Origin of the sequence: Sorangium sp. So ce1335 (genome assembly GCF_051521615.1) — a bacterium.
In the GTDB taxonomy this organism is placed as follows: Bacteria; Myxococcota_A; Polyangia; order Polyangiales; family Polyangiaceae; genus Sorangium.
Genome location: NZ_CP150363.1, coordinates 12,472,693 through 12,490,332, shown reverse-complemented (window position 1 = coordinate 12,490,332; position 17,640 = coordinate 12,472,693). Strand labels below are relative to the sequence as shown.

The window sequence follows — 17,640 nt, the reverse complement described above, 5'->3', positions numbered from 1 at the left end:
TCCGGCGGCCAGGGCACCTTGCCGTCAGTCCCGCCTCACCTCGAACGCTAGCCCGCTTCAGGAGCGCGTGATGCGACCCCTTCGGTATTCGTTCAACGTCACATCGGACGGGTGCTGCGACCATCGTGCGATGTTCGCGGAAGCGGCCGGAGACTGCATCCGTGCTTCGTCGTGTCATCAGAGAGGAGCTGCCTCGCTCGTCACGCGAACAATTGCTCCTTTTTTTTTCCGGCGACGGCTCGTCATCGACCGGTCTTCCTGGCGGCACTGTTCCGCGGGGGCGAACCGGCGCGATCCGTCGGATCTCCGGGCTTTCGGGGAGGGCGCGACGTCGGATCGCACCCCCTCGGACGGCACGGACCCAACCCCGGCCCAATTGCCGAGCCCTGGACCTCGCGAGTGCCCGCAGGCTCTACTGGGATCGCCCGCGCGCGGTCGTTGCGTGCCGAAGCGCCCTTACACGCGCGCCACCATCAGCGGGTCGAACGTGGGGGCCAAGCCCGCGTCCGCCAACTTCCTGATCTGGTGCGATGCGGACGAGCTGCGGGAGCTGCAGAACAACACCTCGGTCACGAAGTACGGCGGGAGCACGCTGCAGAGCTGCAGCCAGTGCGCCTCGAACAACGGCTCGAAATCCACCCCGGCGCTCACGGCCGACCTGCTCGGCGACTGGCGGGAGGAGATCGTCTGGAGCGAGTCCGACAGCTCGGCGCTGCGGCTGTACACGACCACGGCCATGACCTCGGCGCCTCTACACGCTGATGCACGATCCGCAGTACCGCATGCAGTTCTCTTCCGAGCAGACCGGGTACAACGAGCCGCCTCACCCGAGCTTCCATATCGGCGGCGGCATGGCAGCGCCGCCGAGGCCGGATATCCACGTCAAGCGATAAAACACGATCGCGCGGAGAGCGCCTTGTCGAGATCGTTGGTGGGCTCGTCGAGGATGATCACGTTGACGCTCTTGGGTGAGCATCTTCGCGAGCGCCACGCGCGCCCGCTCCCCGCCGGAGAGCGAGCCGACCGGCTGCCGCGCCTTGTTCGGGTCGAAGAGGAACCGCTCCAGGTGGAAGCGCTCGCGGGAGAACCGCGTGCTCACCTCTCGGCTGAGGAGCCGCCAACCACGTACAAGGAACGCGATCTCCGAGGATGGATCCTGGTCCGAGAGGTTTCCACAGCAGCTTGGCGTGATCCCGCATCCAGATTGGAAGCTTTCGCCCTGGACGCCACTTGACATGCGGCTCCTCGCTGTGATGCGATGTCCATCAGGTCGCGCAAGGACTCGATGTGACCTGTCGCGCCGCATCGCTCCGGGGGAACAGGCACGTGATGCGCTGGCCGCTTGTCCCGCTGCCGACTCGATCGTCGTGATCGAGTGGGCCATCTCCTGACGCCGGGCGCGCATCAGGTCTGATCTGCGCGCGAGGGCGCCGCGCGAGGGCGCCGCGCGCGACCGCACGAATCACGTACGAACGAGCGACAACGTAGCAGGGGGTCTCATGACGATGATTGGGCGAAACTGGGCAGTGGCCATCGGGCTCATGCTGACGACGGCGGCATGCGGCTCGAGCGATCCGGACGCGGCACAGACAGCCACGCCCATCCAGCGAACGCCGCTTCCTCGGAGCGAGTTCATCCCGCTCGAGATCGAGGCGACGATCGACGAGCTCGTCGCCGAGATCAACAAGAGCTCGATCGAACCGATGCAGATCGCGGTGTTGCTGAAGTCCCTCGACGGCTTCTTTGCGCCGATCGCCACGGGCGCGAACCGAGCCATGGGTGAGCTCGGGGTCTCCGGGAGGGCCACCGGGAACGTGCTCGGGCCTTACAGTACCGAGACAGAGCTAGAGGAATTGACGAAATTCCAGACTCAACACATCGAGCAGTCGGTGGCGGAGGGCGCCGAGGGGATAGTCATCACGCCCGTCGGCGAAGGCAACGCGGCCGCGCTCGACGAGGCCATCGCGAAGGGGATCCCCGTGGTGACGCTCGACGCCGACCTGGTGAGCTCGAAGCGCGAGATCTACGTCGGGGCACTCAACGAGTATGCCGGGGCCCTGGCAGGGAACACCCTGCTCAAGATGCTGCCCGAGGGGCCGGGCACGGTGCTCATCCACGGCTGGGCCGACCCGATCTGGGCCGACGGCGTCAATCGAACTCGGGGCGCCAGGGGCGTGTTCGAGGACGCCGGTTACCACGTTGTGGTACATCAGTCCATCTATCATGACCCAGCCAGGGACGTCGAGTTGATGAGAGGCGAGATCGAGGACGCCGACCCGCCCGTCGTGGGCCTGATCGGAATGTTCATCGACTCGTATCGATGCGTGCTGGCCGCGGACGCCGCGGACGCGCCGGACCTCCCCATCGTCACCTTCGACTTCGCGCCGGAGACCGCCGATTATATGCGCCAGGGTCGCATCAAGGCCACGCACGTCCAGCGGCAGTACTACGAGGGGTACCTCGGGCCGTACATCGTCTACGGCATCAAGAGCATCGGCCTCGACGCGATCAAGGAGATCCTCGCGCCGCATCTCGAAGGCAGCCAGTTCGACCTCGGCGTCGACGTGGTCCCGTGGGAGAAGGTCGACGCCTACAACGCCTTCCTCGACGAGGTCGGCGCAGAGCAGTAGCGGCGCGGAGCTCGAGGAGGATCTGCTCCTCGCCGCGCTCGAGGTCGTCGCCGATCCTCCGGCCGTGACTCCCCCGTCGGGCTTCACGCTCGCGCACGACCAGCCGTCGTCCACGAGCGACGGGCCCATCCACGCCATGGTCTACACGAAGGTCGTGGGCTCGAGCGAACCTGCCGAGTACACGTTCGATGTTCCGGCGGGCGTCCCAGGACCGAGCCATCACGACGCTCGCGGTCCCACCCTTCGGTTTGCTGCACTACGCTTCCTCACGCTGCATTCCGGCTTTGGCCGCGTACCCCCGCGGCGGGGGGCGCGTTGGCCCGGCGAGGCGGGGTGGCGGCGCCGAGCCACATTCCGCTCTCACTGCAATTGGTCGCAAATTTCTGAATCCAAGTCGGCTCGCGACGGAGCACGCGCTCGATGTCCTCTTGCAGGACCCCGACCCGCGCGCCAGATGCTGAACCACGTGGTTCAGCATTCGAGTGCCCGCCTCGATGCTTCCTGCCGCGGCCGCGCTCGCGCACTTCGGCCTCTCGCTCCACGTGCTCTCGAACGGCCACCCGATCGAGGATTCGTACATCCTTTACATCTACTCCGAGAGCCTCGCGAGCGGACACGGGATTACCTACTTCAAGGGCGGCGAGCACGCGGAGGGCGCGACGGATTTTCTCTGGATGATGCTGCTCGGCGCAGGGAGCTTCCTCGGGGTGGACGTAGCCGTCGCCGCGGCCGCACTCAATACGCTCGGGCTCGTCGTGCTCGGTTATCTTGCCATCGCGCTCCTGCGCAGGCGCTACGAGGGCAAGACGCTCGTCGCCGCGTCAGCATGCGCGCTTCTCGGGATCGGCTCCTCGCAGATCGCCGCGTGTCCCTGGCGGGATTTCTGACCCGCGGTACCGGCGTGGAAGCGGCGCGAGCGGGGGAGTCGCTGCGGCAGGTGAACGACGACCGAGCGCTGGCGCGGCTCAGCCAGGCTGTCTCTCGCCCGGCTCCCGCGCCTCTTCTCCAGCAGCCGCAGGCGCGTCCTTCAAGGGGGCCAGCGCGCCGGCCTCGTCGAGGCTCACGCGGCTGTCGCCGTCCCGATCGAGCGCCCTCAGCATCTCGCCGACCACCACCTCGGAGGGCGTCTCGGACGTCGCCCTCGAGACAGCGGCCCTCAGCTCGTCCGCCGACACGGCGCCGTCCCGGTCCTCGTCGATGGACGCGAACGGCCCGAGCTGACGCCAGAGCTCCACGGCAAACGACTCGACGAGCACGAGCTTCGGCTCACGGCCGCTGTCCGCCGGCGGCACCCGCTCCGGGTGCTCCTGCGCGAAGCGGACAAGCGGCGCGATGTCATCCATGCCCCCGAGAAGCCCTCGAACGGTCGCTATCCGGTACTCGCGATCATCGACCAGCGGGAGGCCGCCGATCGCGATCAGCGCGCCTCCCGCGTCCGTCGCCATCCGGTCGTCGATCTGGAGATAACCGCCGTGCTGTGCCGGGGCGCGCGACCGCGACGCGGCGACGGCCTCGCGGACGACGCGGCCGGGCATCGCGACCACCACCACCTCGTTGCTGAAGGGGACCTCCGCCTTGAGATCTCCGTAGGTGAAGCGCTCCCGGTACTCGCGGCCGCCGCGGATGCCGCCGCCGTTGAACAGGCATCCATCCGCCTGGAGCACGTCGCGGATCCGCGAGCAGATGAGCTCTCCGAGCGAGGTCTGCCGCGCCCGCGTCCCGACCGACGACAGCGTCTTCCCCGGCGGGAGCCGGAGGAGCGTGGCCGCGTCGAGGTCGCGGACGATCTGCATGTGGCGGTCCACGCGCGCGCGCATCGCCGGATCCTCGGGATAGCCGGCGACGTGCTCTATCCGGACGGCGACCGCGGGCAGGTCGTGCGCGCCGGCGGCGGGCGCCTCGGCCGGCCACACGAGGTCGACGATGGCCGCGCTCACCGCGTCCGTGCCGGCCTTGACGACCCAGGTGCCGTCCACGTCGTCGAGGAGCACCTCGTGCTCGTGGCCGCCGAGGATCACGGGAAAGCGCGGCGCGCGCTGCATCCGCGCGAGCGCGAGATCCTGCTCGCGGCTCTGGTGCGTTATCGGGATCACGCAGGCGCAGCCCTCCTCGCGGACGAGCCGGTCGACCCAGCGGACGGCCGTCTCGTTCGCCGGCTCGATCGCGTATCCCCCGAACGCCCCCCGCCGGTACAGGCCCGGGACGTGGACGAGAAGGCCAAGGAGGCCGACGCGGACCGTCCGCCCGCCGGGGCTCGCGATCTCGAGGATCTCGTGCGTTGGCAGCGCCGGAGCGAACGAGGGCATGTTGGTGTTGAGCCACGTTCCCCGGAACTCCCGCACCCGCGCCCTGAGCTCCCGGATGTCGATGTCGGCCTCGTGGTTGCCGAAGATCGCGTGCGTGATCGGCAGCGCGTTCATGCAGTCGATCATGCCTCTTCCGTGGTCGAGGCTCGACAGCAGGCTCGGCGCGAGGAAGTCGCCGGCCATCACCACCAGGAAGCGATCCGCCGGCCCCGCGGCGTGGCGCCGCACCAGGGTCGAGAGGCGCGGGAGGTTGTCGAGCGCGTAGACGTCGTTGACGCAGACGATCCGAAGCGAGGGACCGCTGGGCTTGCCTTCGGGGCAGGTGGTCATGTCGCCCGAAGATACCGCAGCGCAGCCCCACCGCCGGGCGCGCCGCGCACCTCCCGGACCACCTCGTACCAGCCGGACAGCCGCGCCACGAGCTCCTCGGGGCGGCGGGCATGCCGGAAGCACCAGAGCACCAGCCGCCCCAGCGCCGTCATCGCCCGCGCCCGCAGCGCCTCGTCCGTCTCCGCGCTGATGTCGTCCAGCACGAACCGGAAGTGCGGGATGTGCTCCGCCACCAGCCGCAGCACGTCCGGCGGCAGGTCGATCACGTCCTGGAACGCGACCGCCGCGGTCCAGCCGGTGTCGCTGTGGTGCAGCACCACCGGCAGGGATGTCGTCGCCGCGATCTGAGATTGCGCCGGAGGGCGCCTGTCACACGCTCGACCGCTCGCGCGATGGAGCCGGCATGAGAGCCGCCGCCCCGACCGCCGCCGCCTTCGTCCTGCTCGCCTGCACCCCCGGCCCGCGCGACCCGGCCCCTGCGCCGCACGCCGCGCCCGCGCCGAGCGCCGCCGCCCTCGCCGCGCTGCCGCCCCCTCCCCTCTGCGCCCGCCGCGGCGCCGGCCCCGCGCCCGCGCCCCTCGACCGGACCCACGCCGGCTCCGGCGTCGCCCTCGCGGGCCTCGGCGGTCGCACGCTCGCCTTCGTCGCCGACGAGGACGACGCCGCCCTCCACACCGTCGACATCGACGCCCGCGCTGCCCTCGCGCGCACGCCGCTCGCGGGCCGCCCCGCCCAGGTGATCGTGCTCGGCGACGGCCGCGTCGTGGCCTCGCTGCGCGACCGCGCCCTGCTCGAGGTGCTCGAGCCGGTCGACGCCGGCGCCCCGCTCGAGCGCCGCTGCCTGGTGCCCGTGGCGAGCGAGCCGGTGGGGCTCGCGATGACGCCCGACCGCGCGACGCTGCTCGTCGCGAGCCGGTGGGGCCACGCGCTCACGAGCTTCGCCGCCGCCGACCTCCGGCGGATCGGCGAGCTCCCCCTCGCGCGCGACCCCGGCGCGGTCGTCGCGTCCGCCGACGGCCAGCGCGCGTTCGTCTCCCACGCGGTGGGCGGCCGCATCAGCGTCGTCGCGCTCGGCCAGGGCGGCGCGCCGACCGAAGCCCGGGAGCTCTCGACCCGCGGGGTGGAGTGGCGCTTTGCGACGCCCCTGCCGAAGAAATTCATGTCCAGCGCGTTCCCCTCGGACCCGCCCAGATCGCCCGCGCCCATGCCGAGCGCGCCCGCGCAGCGCGCGACCTTCGATCCGTTCGGCGGCGCGCCCGTCGCGGAGCGCCGCGCGTCGTCGCGCGTCGAGCGCCATGGCTCGCAGGGGTTCGCGCTCGCGCGCGCGCCGAGCGGCGCGGTCTTCGCGCCCATCGCGCTCGTGGATCCGGGGCCGGAGACGCGCAGCGGCGGCGGCTACGGCACCGCGCGCGCCCAGACGGTGATCGATCACATCGCGGTCGTCGACGCGGAGGGCGAGCGCGCGGACGTCCCGCCGGTCTCGAGCCACCTCGGGACGCTCGGCTGCCAGCTCCCGCGCGCGGCCGCGATCGAGCCCGGCGAGGAGGTCCTGCTCGTCACCTGCCTCGGCCGCGACGAGGTGATCGCGTACGACGCCCGCGCGCAGATCCCCGGCCAGCCGCCGCCGGTCGGGTCGGTGCGGAACCGGGAGCTCTTCCGCGCCCGCGTGGGCGCCGGGCCCACGGCCATCGCCGTCGACAGCGCGCGCCGGCGCGCCGTGGTCTTCTCCCGGTTCGACGGCGCGCTGACGATCCTGCCCGCCGCGCGCGACCCGGGGCCGGCCGAGATCCGCGCCTTCGGCAAGGAGCTCGCGGGCGAGCTACCGGTCGTTGTCCTGCCCCGGGCGTCGCGCCTCGACGCGCAGCGGGCGGAGGGCCAGCGGCTCTTCCACGCGGCTGGCGACCGGCGCACCGCGTTCGACGGCCGCGCCTGCGCGAGCTGCCACCCCGACGGCCGCGACGACGCGCTCACGTGGTCGACACCCGAGGGCCCGCGCCAGACGCCGATGCTGATGGGGCGGCTCGACGGCACGGCGCCGTACGGCTGGGAGGGCGACAAGAAGGACCTGGAGGGCCACTTCGCCCGGACCATGTCGCGGCTCGCAGGCACCGGCCTGAGCGCGGAGGAGCGCGACGCGATCTTCGCGTACCTCCGCGGCATGGAGCCGCCCGCCGAGGCAGCGGTCCTCACGGCCGAGGAGCGCGCCGTGACCCTGGCGCCGCCGCCCGTCACCAGCAGCGCCGCCGCCCGCAGCGCCGCCGCCCGCAGCGGCGCGCGCGCCGACGCCGCCGCCGCGCGCGCCGACCTCGCCGCGCGCGCCGACCTCGCCGCGCGCGCCGACCTCGCCGCGCGCGGCGACGCGCTCTTCCACAGCCGCGAGGCGGGCTGCTCGAGCTGCCACCTCGGCGACGAGCTGACCACCGACGGCGCCCGCCACGACGTGCGGAGCGCGACCCGCCTCGACGCCGTGCGCGCCTTCGAGACGCCCTCGCTGCGCTTCGTCGGCAGGTCCGCGCCGTACTACCACGACGGCCGCTACCCGACGCTGCTGGCGCTCGTCGAGGGCGTCGACGGCGCCATGGGCCACACAGCGCACCTGTCGGCCGACGACCGGCGCGCCCTTGTCGCCTACCTGGAGTCGCTCTGAGCCGCCTCGCGCGCCGCCGCCCTCAGGCCGCGAACCCGCCGTCGACGGCGATCGTCGCGCCCGTGATGAAGCGCCCGCCCTCGCCGGCGAGGTGGGCGACCGTGGCGGCGATGTCGTCGGCGCTGCCGTAGTGGCCGACCGCGAGCAGGCTCCGCTGCGCGTCCGCCCCGGGGCCCCCGGCCGGGTTCATGTCCGTGTCGATCGGGCCAGGCTGGACGAGGTTGGCGGTGATGCCGCGCGGCCCGAGGTCGCGCGCGAGGCCCTTGGTGAACCCCACGAGCGCGGCCTTGCTCATCGAGTACAGGGTGGTGCCCGGCCCCGGCGCGCGCTCGGCAAGGCAGCTCCCGATGCTGATGATGCGCCCGCCGGCGCCCATGTGCCGCGCCGCGGCCTGCGAGGCGAGGAAGACGGCCCGCACGTGGACCGCCAGCGTCCGGTCCACCTCCTCGAGCGTCACGGCCTCGAGCGGCCCCATGAGCGCGATGCCGGCGTTGTTCACGAGGATGTCGATACGGCCAAGCTCGGCCACCGTCCGCTCGACCGCGCCGACGACCGCCGCCGGATCCGCGCTGTCCGCCGCGATCGCGAGCCCCCGCCGGCCCGCCGCCTCGACCTCGCCGACGACGGCGCGCGCCCCGCCCGCGGCGCTCACGTACGTCAGCGCCACGTCCGCCCCGCCCCGCGCGAGCCGCCTCGCGATCGCCGCGCCGATCCCGCGGCTCCCCCCCGTCACCAGCGCCACCTTGCCCTCAAGCTCCAGCATGTCCACCTCTTTTCTGTGCCGATCGATACACAATGTATACTTGGCGGCGTGGACGGAGGTCAACCGATTTATTTAACGATCGGCACAGAAAGGTTCGGTTGATGGTCGGACGAGGGCGCCCGCGCAGCTTCGACAGGGCCGCTGCGTTGCGGCGGGCGATGGAGGTGTTCTGGGAGCGGGGCTACGAGGGCACGTCGCTCAGCGATCTCACGGCCGCGATGGGCATCAACTCGCCGAGCCTGTACGCCGCGTTCGGCTGCAAGGAGGCGCTGTTTCGCGAGGCGGTGGCGCTCTACACCGAGGTCGAGGGCGCGGCGACGAACCGCGCGATGCGCGAGCAGCCCACGGCGCGCGCGGCGGTCGAGGCGATGCTGCGGGGCAACGCGGAGGCCTACGTGTGCCCGGGCAGGCCGAGCGGCTGCATGATCGTGCTCGCCGCGACGCTCGGCACGCCGGAGAGCGAGGCCGTTCGCAGCTTCCTCGCCGAGGTGCGGCGGGGCGCGCAGGACGAGCTCCAGCGCCGGCTGGATCGCGGCGTCGCCGAGGGCGACGTGCCGGCGGGCACCGACACGGCGGCGCTCGCCGCGTTCTACACGACCGTGCTGAACGGCCTCTCCCTCCAGGCCCGCGACGGCGCCTCGCGCGAGGCGCTCCAGGCGATCGTCGACTGCGCCATGGCCGCCTGGGACGTACTGACCAGGCCGCGCGCCGCGGCCGCTGTCTGAGCGGGCGCGCCGGCGCGGCGCAGGTGGCGCGTTGCGCCTGGGCGGGCGGCGACGATACGGTGAGGTCGGTTGACGCCGTCGAGGCCCGCACGAGGTGCGTTGTCATGGGAAATGAGTTCGCCGAGCACCCCTCGCACTCGGCCGAGTATTTCGGCGATACGCGCGACGGCTGGTGGAACCCCGATTACGTCGAGCTGCTCGCGCGGCGGTGGGGCCTGAGCCGCGTGCGCGAGGTGCTCGACGTCGGGTGCGGCGTCGGGCACTGGGGGCGCGTGCTCGGCCGCGTGCTGCCGAGGGCGGCGCGCGTGACCGGCGTCGACCGCGACCCGGTCTGGGTCGAGAAGGCGGCCGAGCGCGCGGCGGCGCGCGGGGACGCGGAGCGGTTTCGCTATCGGGTGGGGGTGGCCGAGGCGCTGCCGTTCGATGGCGACACGTTCGACCTCGTGACGTGCCAGACGGTGCTGATCCACGCCGCGGATCCGGGCGCGATGCTCGCCGAGATGGTCCGCGTCACGAGGCCGGGCGGGCTCGTCGCCGTGGCCGAGCCGAACAACCTGGCCGGCGCGCTGCTGCGCGCGGCCGTGCTGCGCGCGCCGGTCGAAGAGACCCTCACCCTCGTCCGCTTCCAGCTCCTGTGCGAGCGGGGCAAGGCGGCCCTCGGCGAGGGGCACAACTCGCTGGGCGAGCTCATCCCCGAGCTCTTTGCCAGGCACGGTCTCACGGACATCCAGGTCTACCTGAACGACAAGGCGAACGTCGTGCTGCCGCCCTACAGGTCCGCGGAGCAGCGGGCCACGGTGGAGGAGATCGAGGACTTCGCGCGGCGCGAGTTCTGGATCTGGAGCCGGCGCGATACGCAACGGTATTTCCTCGCGGGCGGGGGCGAGGAGCACGAGTTCGAGGGCTGCTGGGCGGCGGCGATGGGGGCGGCCCGGAGGACAGCGGAGGAGCTCGCCAAGGGCACGTACGCGAGCGCCGGGGGGAGCGTCGGTTATGTGGTGTCGGGGACGAAGCCGTCGCCGCCGTCGAGCAGGCACCTTCAGGGGGGCGTGTACCGGAATCCGTGATTCGGAGGCGCCCGGCCCCCGGAGAGGGTGTTCGCCGGGGGGCTACGGCAGGTGGTCTCGCGCTAGAACAACGATCCATCACGTTGAGCGAACGAGAAATAAACCGCCAAGACGCCGAAGACGCCAAGAAGAAGACAATGTCTCGGCGTCCTGGCGGTTCGAAGTGCTGCTCGTTTCAGGCGGGTTCAACCCGTTTGTTGCTCTCGTCTAGGTCGCCTCGTTCATCGGGCGCATGACGATCTGCACGATGCGCGAGCGATCCCGGGGGAGCGCGGCGAGGACCACGGCCTCGGCGACGTCCTCCGCTGTGGAGAAGCCCTGCATGCGCTCGGAGCCCGCGGTGCGGCCGTCGCCGAGCGCGAAGTGCGTCTCGACGCCGCCAGGACAGACGGCGCTCACCTTGATGTTCTCCTGCCAGAACTCGCGATCGAGCGCCTGCGTCAGGCCGACCTGCGCGAACTTTGACGCGCTGTAGATGGCCTCGTTCGGATACCCCTGGAGGCCGGCGACGCTGGCGACGTTGATGATGTGGCCGCCCCCCTGGCGGCGCATGTGCGGGATGACCTCGCGGCAGAAGAGCCAGGTCCCCTTCACGTTCGTCGCCATGATGCGGTCGTAGTCCTCCTCCGACCACTCGAGGAAGGGCCGGTAGCCGCCGATGCCGGCGTTGTTGACGAGGATGTCGATGCGGCCAAGCTCGCGGATCGCCCGCTCCACGCACGCGGCGACGGAGGCGGCGCGCGTGACGTCGGCCTCGATCATGACGCCGCGCACGCCCGACGCGCGGAGCTCCCGCTCGAGCGCGCCGAGGTCCGCCGCGGTGCGCGCGACGCCGACGACGACGGCCCCCTCGCGGCCCAGCGCGAGCGCGCTGGCCCTCCCGATTCCCCTGCTCGCCCCGGTGACGAGCGCGATCTTGTCCTTCAGGCGCACGGTCTCCCCCTCTCCGCCGCGCGCAGCGTGGAGCGAAGCGCCGCTCCCCCGCGCCGGCGCGGGCACCGTATCACGGGCGCGGCTTGCCGGCGCGCAGCCAATAGGCAGGCTCGGGCGGAGCGCCGCCTTCGAGCCAGGCCCGCGCGCGGTCGCCCTCGCCCCCCGGGTTGACCCACACGATCGTCCGGAGCGCACGTACACGCCGCGAGGCGCCGGCGAACAGGCCGCGCGCCGTGTCGTCCAGGGAGAGGATCGTCGGGCCGCCGCCTGCGCCGCGTCGGCACGACCGACACACGATCCCGATGCAGATGCATCACATTTGCAATTGACTTTCAGTTGAGCCGATCGCATACCGTGCGCCGCCGGCGGCGGTGGCCCCGGCGGCACGGTCATGCTCACGGCAAAGAAGCTTTCGAAGTCCTACGGGGGCGTCCCCGCGCTCGACGCGCTCGATCTCGAGATCCCGGCCGGGGAGGTGCTCTGTCTCCTCGGCCCGAACGGCGCGGGCAAGACGACCACGCTGAACCTCTTCCTCGGGTTCATCAGGCCGTCCTCCGGCGCGGCGTACGTGGGCTCCGCCCACGTGGAGCCCGATCCGCTCGCGGCGCGGCGACAGATCGCCTACGTCCCGGAGCAGGTGCGGCTCTATCCGCACCTGACCGGCCGCGAGAACCTCGCGTATTTCCTCGGCCTGTCGCAGGCGCGCGTGCCTCCCCCCGCGGAGCTCTCGCGGCTGCTCACGGCGGCCGGGCTGCCCGAGGGCGCCGTGCACCGCCCGGCGAGCGGCTACTCCAAGGGCATGCGGCAGAAGGTCGTCCTCGCCCTCTCGCAGGCAAAGAACGCCGGCGCGCTGCTCCTCGACGAGCCGACCTCGGGCCTCGACCCGGGCGCCGTCCGCGACCTCTGCGCGGCGATCCGGCGCGAGAGCGACCGCGGCGCCGCCGTGTTGATGGTGACCCACGATCTCGGCGCCGTCGCGAGCATCGCGCACCGCATCGGCGTCATGAAGGCCGGCCGGCTCGTCGAGGTCGTGAGCGCCGCGGGCCTGTCCGAGGCCGATATCCTCTCTCTGTACCGCCGCCACTTCGATCCCCCCGGCGACGCGGCTCCCCGGCTCGCCACGAGCAGCGGCGCGCCCGCCGGACCGGCGGAGGCCCTCTCGTGATCCCGCGCGCGCGCACCTCCCGGCTCGCGACCGCGCTCGCCGCGCTCCTCTCGACGCGCGCCGCCGCCGCAGCGCCTCCCGTCGACGCCGCGGCGCCCGAGGCAGACCCCGCGGAGCCCGAGGCCGCCGCTCCCATGATGGGCGAGGAGGTCGTCGTCATCGGCCAGCGAATCGGCCCGCTCGACAGCGCCGACGTCGTGACCTCGGTCGACATCCTCGGCGGCGAGGAGATCCAGAAGCAGAGCGCCGCAGAGCCGCTCGAGCTGCTCCGGCGCGTGCCGGCGGTCTACGTCGAGTCGTTCAACCAGGGCATCATCAACGCGGACGTGGGGCTCCGCGGCTTCAACACGCAGGGCGACGTCGCCCACACGAAGCTCCTCATCGACGGCATCCCCAGCAACCACCACGTCGGCCTGCCCGACATGAAGGCCGTGTTTCCGCTCGAGATCGAGCGCATGGAGGTGGTCAAGGGCACCAACGACCCGCGCTACGGGCTCAACAACGTCGCCGGCAACATCCACGTCGTCACCCGCAAGACCGGGAACGAGCGCATCGCCCGGCTCCTCGCCGGGAGCTTCTGGACCGTGGAGCCCCAGGTGCTCGTCGCGAGCGAGAGCGGCGCGCTGAGCCAGACCTACTTCGCAGGCTACCGCGGCTCGGACAACTACCGCGATCACGCGCGCAGCGACAAGCTCGCCGGCTCGGCCAAGTGGTTCTACGAGCCGTCCAGGGAGCTCAGGGTCGGGCTCATCCTGCGAGGCATGCTCCTCGACGCGGACGCCCCAGGCTACCTGTCCGCGGAGGACGCGCGCGCGCGCCCCACGGCCTCGCCGGCCTACTCGGCGACCGACGGCGGCCGGCAGGCGACGCTCCACGCGAGCGTCCACGTGGATCACGAGCTCACCGAGGGGCTGTCCTGGCAGCTCAAGGGCTACGGGCAGGCGTTCCTGCGGGACCGCTGGGTGAGGTTCGACGCCGACTCCGCCCAGCACCTGCGGGCGGAGGACGACAGGCAATACGGCGCGATCTCGGTGCTCACCTACCGGGCGCGCGAGCCGCGCGCGCTCGACCTCACCGTCGAGTGGGGCGTCGACTACCAGCTCCAGGACAGCAGGTACCAGCGCATCCCCACGGTCGACCGCGCGCGCCAGGGCGCGGCGTTCCGCGACGAGGACTTCGACCTCCACGCCGTGGGCTCGTACCTGCAGGCGAGCGCGCGGCCGCTCGAGCCGATCAAGCTCGTGGCCGCGTTGCGGGCCGATCGCCTGGCCGGCTCGGGCAGCTTCCTCGAGCAGCCCGAGGGAGAGGCGCCCCGCAGGGTCGACCGCGGCCTCAACGACTACGGCTTCATCTGGCAGCCCAAGGCGAGCGTCATGGTGACGCCGGTGAAGGGGCAGAGCGTGTATGCGAACTACGGTCGCTCGTTCCAGATCGGCACGGGCAAGGGCGCGTACGCCACCCAGGGCGCGCCGCTCGAGCCGTCGATCAACGACGGCTGGGAGGTCGGCTACCGGTCGAGCCTCTTCCCCTGGCTCAAGAGCCACGTCGCGTACTGGGAGCAGCGCGCGAGCGGCGAGGTGCGCGACAAGGGGGACGGCTCCGGCGACGCCGAGAACGTCGGCAAGACGCTGCGCCGCGGCTTCGACGTCGAGCTCACGCTGCGCCCGTTCGACTTCCTCTCCGTGTGGGGCGCGTTCAGCCGCGCCATCTCCGAGCAGGTCGAGCCGGGCCCGGCGCTCGCCGCGAACAAGGGCAAGGAGCTCGACCACGTCCCGAGCTTCAGCGCGAAGGCCGGCGTCGACGTTCACCCCACGCAGGAGCTGCTCGTCTCGCTCTGGTGCTACGCGCAGGGCGATTACTACCTGACCAAGGAGAACCATACCGAGGAGAACGGCTCGCAGAAGGTCGGCGATTACGTCGTCATCAACGCGAGCGCGGCCTACGACGTGTCCGAGTCGATCGCGCTCGGCGTCGAGGTGCACAACCTGCTCGACCAGTCGTACGACACGTCCATCTGGTACAAGGACTTCGGCGCCGCCGGGGCCCAGCACAACCCGGGCGACGCGCGCTCGGCGTACGTGACTGGCACCCTGAGCTTCTGAGGCGCCGCGGTCCGACAGGACCCACAGGGAGTCAGCGCATGAGAGCCCTCTCGACAGCGGCGCGGCACGAGGCCATCCGCGCGCTGCGCAACCGCACCGTCCGCATCGCCGCCGCACTCGTCGCGGCGCTCCTCGTCGCCGCCTTCCTGCTCGAGGCGGCGCGGCACACCCAGGAGGCCCGCCAGCGCGCGGCCTTCCAGGAGCTGGTCCACCGCCAGTGGGTCGACCAGCCCGATCGCCACCCGCACCGCGCCGCCCATTACGGCACCTTCGCCTTCCGCGCCCCGAGCCCCCTCGGCTTCTTCGATCCCGGCCTCGAGTCCTTCGCCGGCACGTCGCTCTTCCTCGAGCCGCACCAGCGCAACGCGCTGAGCTTCAGCGAGGCCGGGCAGTCGAGCGAGCTCGCGCGCTTCGGGACCCCGAGCGCCGCCTTCGTCCTCCAGGTGCTGCTGCCGCTGCTCATCTTCTGCATGACGTTCGCCAGCGTCGCCGGAGAGCGCGAGTCGGGGACATGGCGCCTCGCCGTCTCCCAGGGCGTCGACGCGCGCGTCCTCGTCGCCGGGAAGGTCATCGGCGCGCTGCTCGCCGTCGCGCTGTGGCTCGCGCCGCTCCTCGCGCTCGCGCTCGCGGGCGCCGTGCTCACGGGGGTGCTCGACGCCTCCCGGGACACGCTCGCCCGCGCCGCCGTGCTCGCGGGCGGCTATGCCGTCTATCTGACGGCCTGCACGGCGCTCGGCGTGCTCGTCTCGTCGTTCCACCGCCGCGCGCAGGGCGCGCTCCTGACGCTGCTCGGCCTGTGGGTCGCGCTCTGGATCGTCGTGCCGCGGCTCGCCACCCAGGCCGCGAGCCGCCTCCACCCCACGCCGTCGCGGGCGCAGGTCGAGCTCGACCTCGCGCGCGCGATGCGCGAGGTCGGCGACAGCCACGATCCGAACAACCCCCACTTTCAGGAGCTCCAGCGCCGCACGCTGGCCGAGCACGGCGCGTCGCGCGTCGAGGACCTCCCGGTCAACTACGGCGGCGTGGTGATGCGCGAGGGGGAGAAGGTCACGACGGCGGTGTTCAACGACTACTACACGCGCCTGTTCGAGGCGCACCGCGCCCAGGACGCGCTCGCGCTCCGCGCCGGCCTGTTCACGCCGCTGCTCGCGATCCGGTCGTTCTCGATGGGGCTCGCCGGCACCGACGCCCACCACCTCGTCGACTTCGAGGAGCAGGCCGAGGCGTACCGCTACGCCTTCATACAGCACCTGAACGACCTGCACATCACGAAGATCCGCTGGCACAACGACAAGGCGCAGCGGGTCGATCGGGCGGAGTGGAGCGAGTTCGCCCCCTTCCAGCACAGGAGGGCTCCCGCCGGGTGGGCGCTGTCCCGCGTGGCGCCCGCCGGCCTCGCGGTGCTCGCGTGGGCGGCGGCGCTCGCGCTCGCCGTCGCGCTCTTCACCCGCCGCCAGGGAGAGGCGTCATGAGCTCCTTCGTCGTATCCTTTCTCGTCCGTGCGCGCCTGGAGCTCCGCCAGATGCTCCGCGCGCGGACAGCCCTCGTCGTTGCTTCCCTCCTGCTCGTCGCCGGCGTCGCCGCCATCGTCGACGGCGCGGCCCGCGTCGCCCACGAGCGCGAGGTCATCGCGGCGCTCGAGCCGGCGCTCAGGGAGGAGGAGAGCTATCTCCGCAAGACGCACGCGCCCCAGGACGACCTCGGCCTCGTCCTCTACTACCTCGCGATGCCGGTCGCGCACGCGCCGAACGAGTGGACGGCGCTCTCGACCGGGCTGCGCGACGTGCACCCGTACAGCCGGCACCTGCGCTTCATCGGCCTCGCGCCGCAGCTCTACAAGACCGACATCGAAAACCCGCTCAAGCAGCTCTCCGGCAGCTTCGACTACGGGTTCGTCCTCATCTTCCTCGTCCCGCTCTTCATCATCGGCGTGAGCTTCGATGTCCGCTCGCGCGACGACGACCTCGGCACCGAGCCGCTCGTCTGCTCCCAGCCGACGCGCCTTTCCCGCGTGCTCGCCCTCCGGCTCGCGCTGCGCGCCGGGCTGGTCTCCGCCGTCTGGCTCGCGCTGCTCGCCTTCGCCGTCGCCTGGCTCGGCCTCCCGCTCGACGCGCGCGCCGGCGCCTTCGCGCTCGCGTCGCTCGCGTACATCGCGCTCTGGTTCGTCGTCGTGTTCCTCGTGGCCTCGCTGCGCCGCTCGTCCGCGTGGAACGCGATCTCGCTCGTGGGCGTCTGGATCGCGTGGTGCGTCCTCCTGCCCGCGCTCGTCAACCTCGCGATCCTCACGGCCGCTCCCGCGCGCGGCGGCGTCGAGCTCACGCTCGCGCAGCGGCAGGAGATGAACGCCGGCTGGGACCGGCCGAAGCGCGCCACCCTGGATCCATTCTTCGCGCGGCGCCCCGAGTGGTCCCAGACCCCGGTGCCGGAGGACCGCTTCTCCTGGCCCTGGTATTACGCCATGCACGAGATGGGCGACGCGCACGTCGCCCGGCAGGTCGAGGACTACCACGCGGCGCTCGCGCGCCGGGAGCAGTGGACCGCGCGGGCCGCCCTCGTCCTGCCGCCGCTGGCGCTGGAGCTCGTGCTCGACCGGATGGCGGGCACGGACATGGCCACGGAGCTCGCCTTCAGGGACAGCATCGCGGCCTACCACGAGCAGCTCAAGCACTATTTCTATCCGCTCATCTTCAACTACAAGGGCCTCGCCGCGTTCGACATCGACGCGGTCCCGCGCCACCGCTTCGACGGCGCCCCGCGGCCCTTGAACCTCTCCGGGCTCGCGGGGCTGCTCGGCGTCCTCGCGCTGCTCGGCGCCATGATCCCGCTGGCCGTCCGACGCATCGACGCGACGCCGTGGCTGGAGGAGGCGAGCCCCTCGGGCAAGGGCTCTTCCAGGCCGGCCGCCGGCCGGGAGCCGTCGAGCGAACCTTACACGCTGCTGTCCCGCGAGGGGAAAGCACGGGAGATCTGAG

General features: G+C 72.1%; 13 protein-coding genes and 2 pseudogenes. 10 read left to right on the top strand and 5 right to left on the bottom strand.

From position 1 onward, the window contains the following. Window positions 1-70: 70 nt before the first annotated feature. Window positions 71-893, top strand: a pseudogene (locus WMF24_RS46570) (hypothetical protein). Between the two features lie 25 nt (window positions 894-918). Here the strand turns inward: WMF24_RS46570 and WMF24_RS46565 are convergent. Continuing rightward, window positions 919-1,024 (bottom strand): annotated as a pseudogene (locus WMF24_RS46565) (ATP-binding cassette domain-containing protein); the annotation flags it as partial. A 475-nt stretch (window positions 1,025-1,499) separates the two neighbouring features. Between WMF24_RS46565 and WMF24_RS46560 the strand changes: the two are divergent. Both WMF24_RS46560 and WMF24_RS46555 read left to right on the top strand, forming a co-directional pair. Next, the gene (locus tag WMF24_RS46560) at window positions 1,500-2,630 is read left to right on the top strand and encodes a substrate-binding domain-containing protein (RefSeq protein ID WP_437733937.1); all 1,131 of its coding nucleotides are present in this window, start codon (window positions 1,500-1,502) and stop codon (window positions 2,628-2,630) included. 494 nt (window positions 2,631-3,124) lie between these two features. After that, window positions 3,125-3,517 carry a hypothetical protein gene (locus tag WMF24_RS46555; RefSeq protein ID WP_437733936.1) on the top strand — a complete coding sequence of 131 codons (393 nt, stop codon included), beginning with the start codon at window positions 3,125-3,127 and terminating at the stop codon, window positions 3,515-3,517. A gap of 78 nt (window positions 3,518-3,595) precedes the next feature. Here the strand turns inward: WMF24_RS46555 and WMF24_RS46550 are convergent, their stop codons facing one another. Together WMF24_RS46550 and WMF24_RS46545 are read right to left on the bottom strand one after the other, a co-directional pair. After that, complete coding sequence (locus WMF24_RS46550; protein ID WP_437733935.1) at window positions 3,596-5,266, bottom strand: 5'-nucleotidase C-terminal domain-containing protein; 1,671 nt, start codon at window positions 5,264-5,266, stop codon at window positions 3,596-3,598. Continuing rightward, window positions 5,263-5,592 (bottom strand): Rpn family recombination-promoting nuclease/putative transposase, encoded by a 330-nt coding sequence (locus tag WMF24_RS46545; RefSeq protein WP_437738941.1) that lies wholly within the window; start codon window positions 5,590-5,592, stop codon window positions 5,263-5,265. Before WMF24_RS46545 ends, WMF24_RS46550 begins: the two co-directional genes overlap by 4 nt. 77 nt (window positions 5,593-5,669) lie before the next feature. Here WMF24_RS46545 and WMF24_RS46540 point away from each other — a divergent pair, with 77 nt between their 5' ends. Further along, window positions 5,670-7,913, top strand: a complete 2,244-nt coding sequence (locus tag WMF24_RS46540; protein WP_437733934.1) for a cytochrome C peroxidase — start codon at window positions 5,670-5,672, stop codon at window positions 7,911-7,913. 22 nt (window positions 7,914-7,935) lie between these two features. On the opposite strand, the gene WMF24_RS46535 is transcribed toward WMF24_RS46540, so the two are convergent. Next, complete coding sequence (locus tag WMF24_RS46535; RefSeq protein ID WP_437733933.1) at window positions 7,936-8,676, bottom strand: 3-oxoacyl-ACP reductase family protein; 741 nt, start codon at window positions 8,674-8,676, stop codon at window positions 7,936-7,938. 101 nt (window positions 8,677-8,777) lie between these two features. Between WMF24_RS46535 and WMF24_RS46530 the strand changes: the two genes are divergently transcribed. Further along, window positions 8,778-9,401 (top strand): TetR/AcrR family transcriptional regulator, encoded by a 624-nt coding sequence (locus WMF24_RS46530; RefSeq protein WP_437733932.1) that lies wholly within the window; start codon window positions 8,778-8,780, stop codon window positions 9,399-9,401. 104 nt (window positions 9,402-9,505) lie between these two features. Further along, a complete protein-coding gene (locus WMF24_RS46525) occupies window positions 9,506-10,468 on the top strand; it encodes a class I SAM-dependent methyltransferase (RefSeq protein ID WP_437733931.1) in 963 nt (320 codons plus the stop codon). Between the two features lie 207 nt (window positions 10,469-10,675). Here WMF24_RS46525 and WMF24_RS46520 read toward each other — a convergent pair whose 3' ends face one another. After that, window positions 10,676-11,401, bottom strand: a complete 726-nt coding sequence (locus tag WMF24_RS46520; protein ID WP_437733930.1) for an SDR family oxidoreductase — start codon at window positions 11,399-11,401, stop codon at window positions 10,676-10,678. A gap of 391 nt (window positions 11,402-11,792) precedes the next feature. Here WMF24_RS46520 and WMF24_RS46515 point away from each other — a divergent pair, with 391 nt between their 5' ends. From WMF24_RS46515 to WMF24_RS46500, 4 genes are read left to right on the top strand one after another with little or no spacing between them, the layout of a single operon-like run. Then, entirely contained in the window at window positions 11,793-12,566 is a 774-nt protein-coding gene (locus tag WMF24_RS46515; RefSeq protein WP_437733929.1) for an ABC transporter ATP-binding protein, read from the top strand. Beyond that, on the top strand, window positions 12,563-14,668 hold the full coding sequence (locus tag WMF24_RS46510; protein WP_437733928.1) for a TonB-dependent receptor: 2,106 nt from the start codon (window positions 12,563-12,565) through the stop codon (window positions 14,666-14,668). Before WMF24_RS46515 ends, WMF24_RS46510 begins: the two co-directional genes overlap by 4 nt. A 38-nt stretch (window positions 14,669-14,706) precedes the next feature. Next, entirely contained in the window at window positions 14,707-16,140 is a 1,434-nt protein-coding gene (locus WMF24_RS46505; RefSeq protein ID WP_437733927.1) for a DUF3526 domain-containing protein, read from the top strand. Next, window positions 16,137-17,639, top strand: coding sequence for an ABC transporter permease (locus tag WMF24_RS46500; RefSeq protein WP_437733926.1), 1,503 nt, complete (start codon window positions 16,137-16,139; stop codon window positions 17,637-17,639). Before WMF24_RS46505 ends, WMF24_RS46500 begins: the two co-directional genes overlap by 4 nt. Window position 17,640: the final 1 nt, after the last annotated feature.

What these genes read in the sequence shown, in the direction of transcription:
- WMF24_RS46560 (WP_437733937.1), top strand. Translation starts at nt 1,500, where the DNA reads ATGACGATGATTGGGCGAAACTGGGCAGTGGCCATCGGGCTCATGCTG.
- WMF24_RS46555 (WP_437733936.1), top strand. Translation starts at nt 3,125, where the DNA reads ATGCTTCCTGCCGCGGCCGCGCTCGCGCACTTCGGCCTCTCGCTCCAC.
- WMF24_RS46550 (WP_437733935.1), bottom strand. Translation starts at nt 5,266, where the DNA reads ATGACCACCTGCCCCGAAGGCAAGCCCAGCGGTCCCTCGCTTCGGATC.
- WMF24_RS46540 (WP_437733934.1), top strand. Translation starts at nt 5,670, where the DNA reads ATGAGAGCCGCCGCCCCGACCGCCGCCGCCTTCGTCCTGCTCGCCTGC.
- WMF24_RS46535 (WP_437733933.1), bottom strand. Translation starts at nt 8,676, where the DNA reads ATGCTGGAGCTTGAGGGCAAGGTGGCGCTGGTGACGGGGGGGAGCCGC.
- WMF24_RS46530 (WP_437733932.1), top strand. Translation starts at nt 8,778, where the DNA reads ATGGTCGGACGAGGGCGCCCGCGCAGCTTCGACAGGGCCGCTGCGTTG.
- WMF24_RS46525 (WP_437733931.1), top strand. Translation starts at nt 9,506, where the DNA reads ATGGGAAATGAGTTCGCCGAGCACCCCTCGCACTCGGCCGAGTATTTC.
- WMF24_RS46515 (WP_437733929.1), top strand. Translation starts at nt 11,793, where the DNA reads ATGCTCACGGCAAAGAAGCTTTCGAAGTCCTACGGGGGCGTCCCCGCG.
- WMF24_RS46505 (WP_437733927.1), top strand. Translation starts at nt 14,707, where the DNA reads ATGAGAGCCCTCTCGACAGCGGCGCGGCACGAGGCCATCCGCGCGCTG.
- WMF24_RS46500 (WP_437733926.1), top strand. Translation starts at nt 16,137, where the DNA reads ATGAGCTCCTTCGTCGTATCCTTTCTCGTCCGTGCGCGCCTGGAGCTC.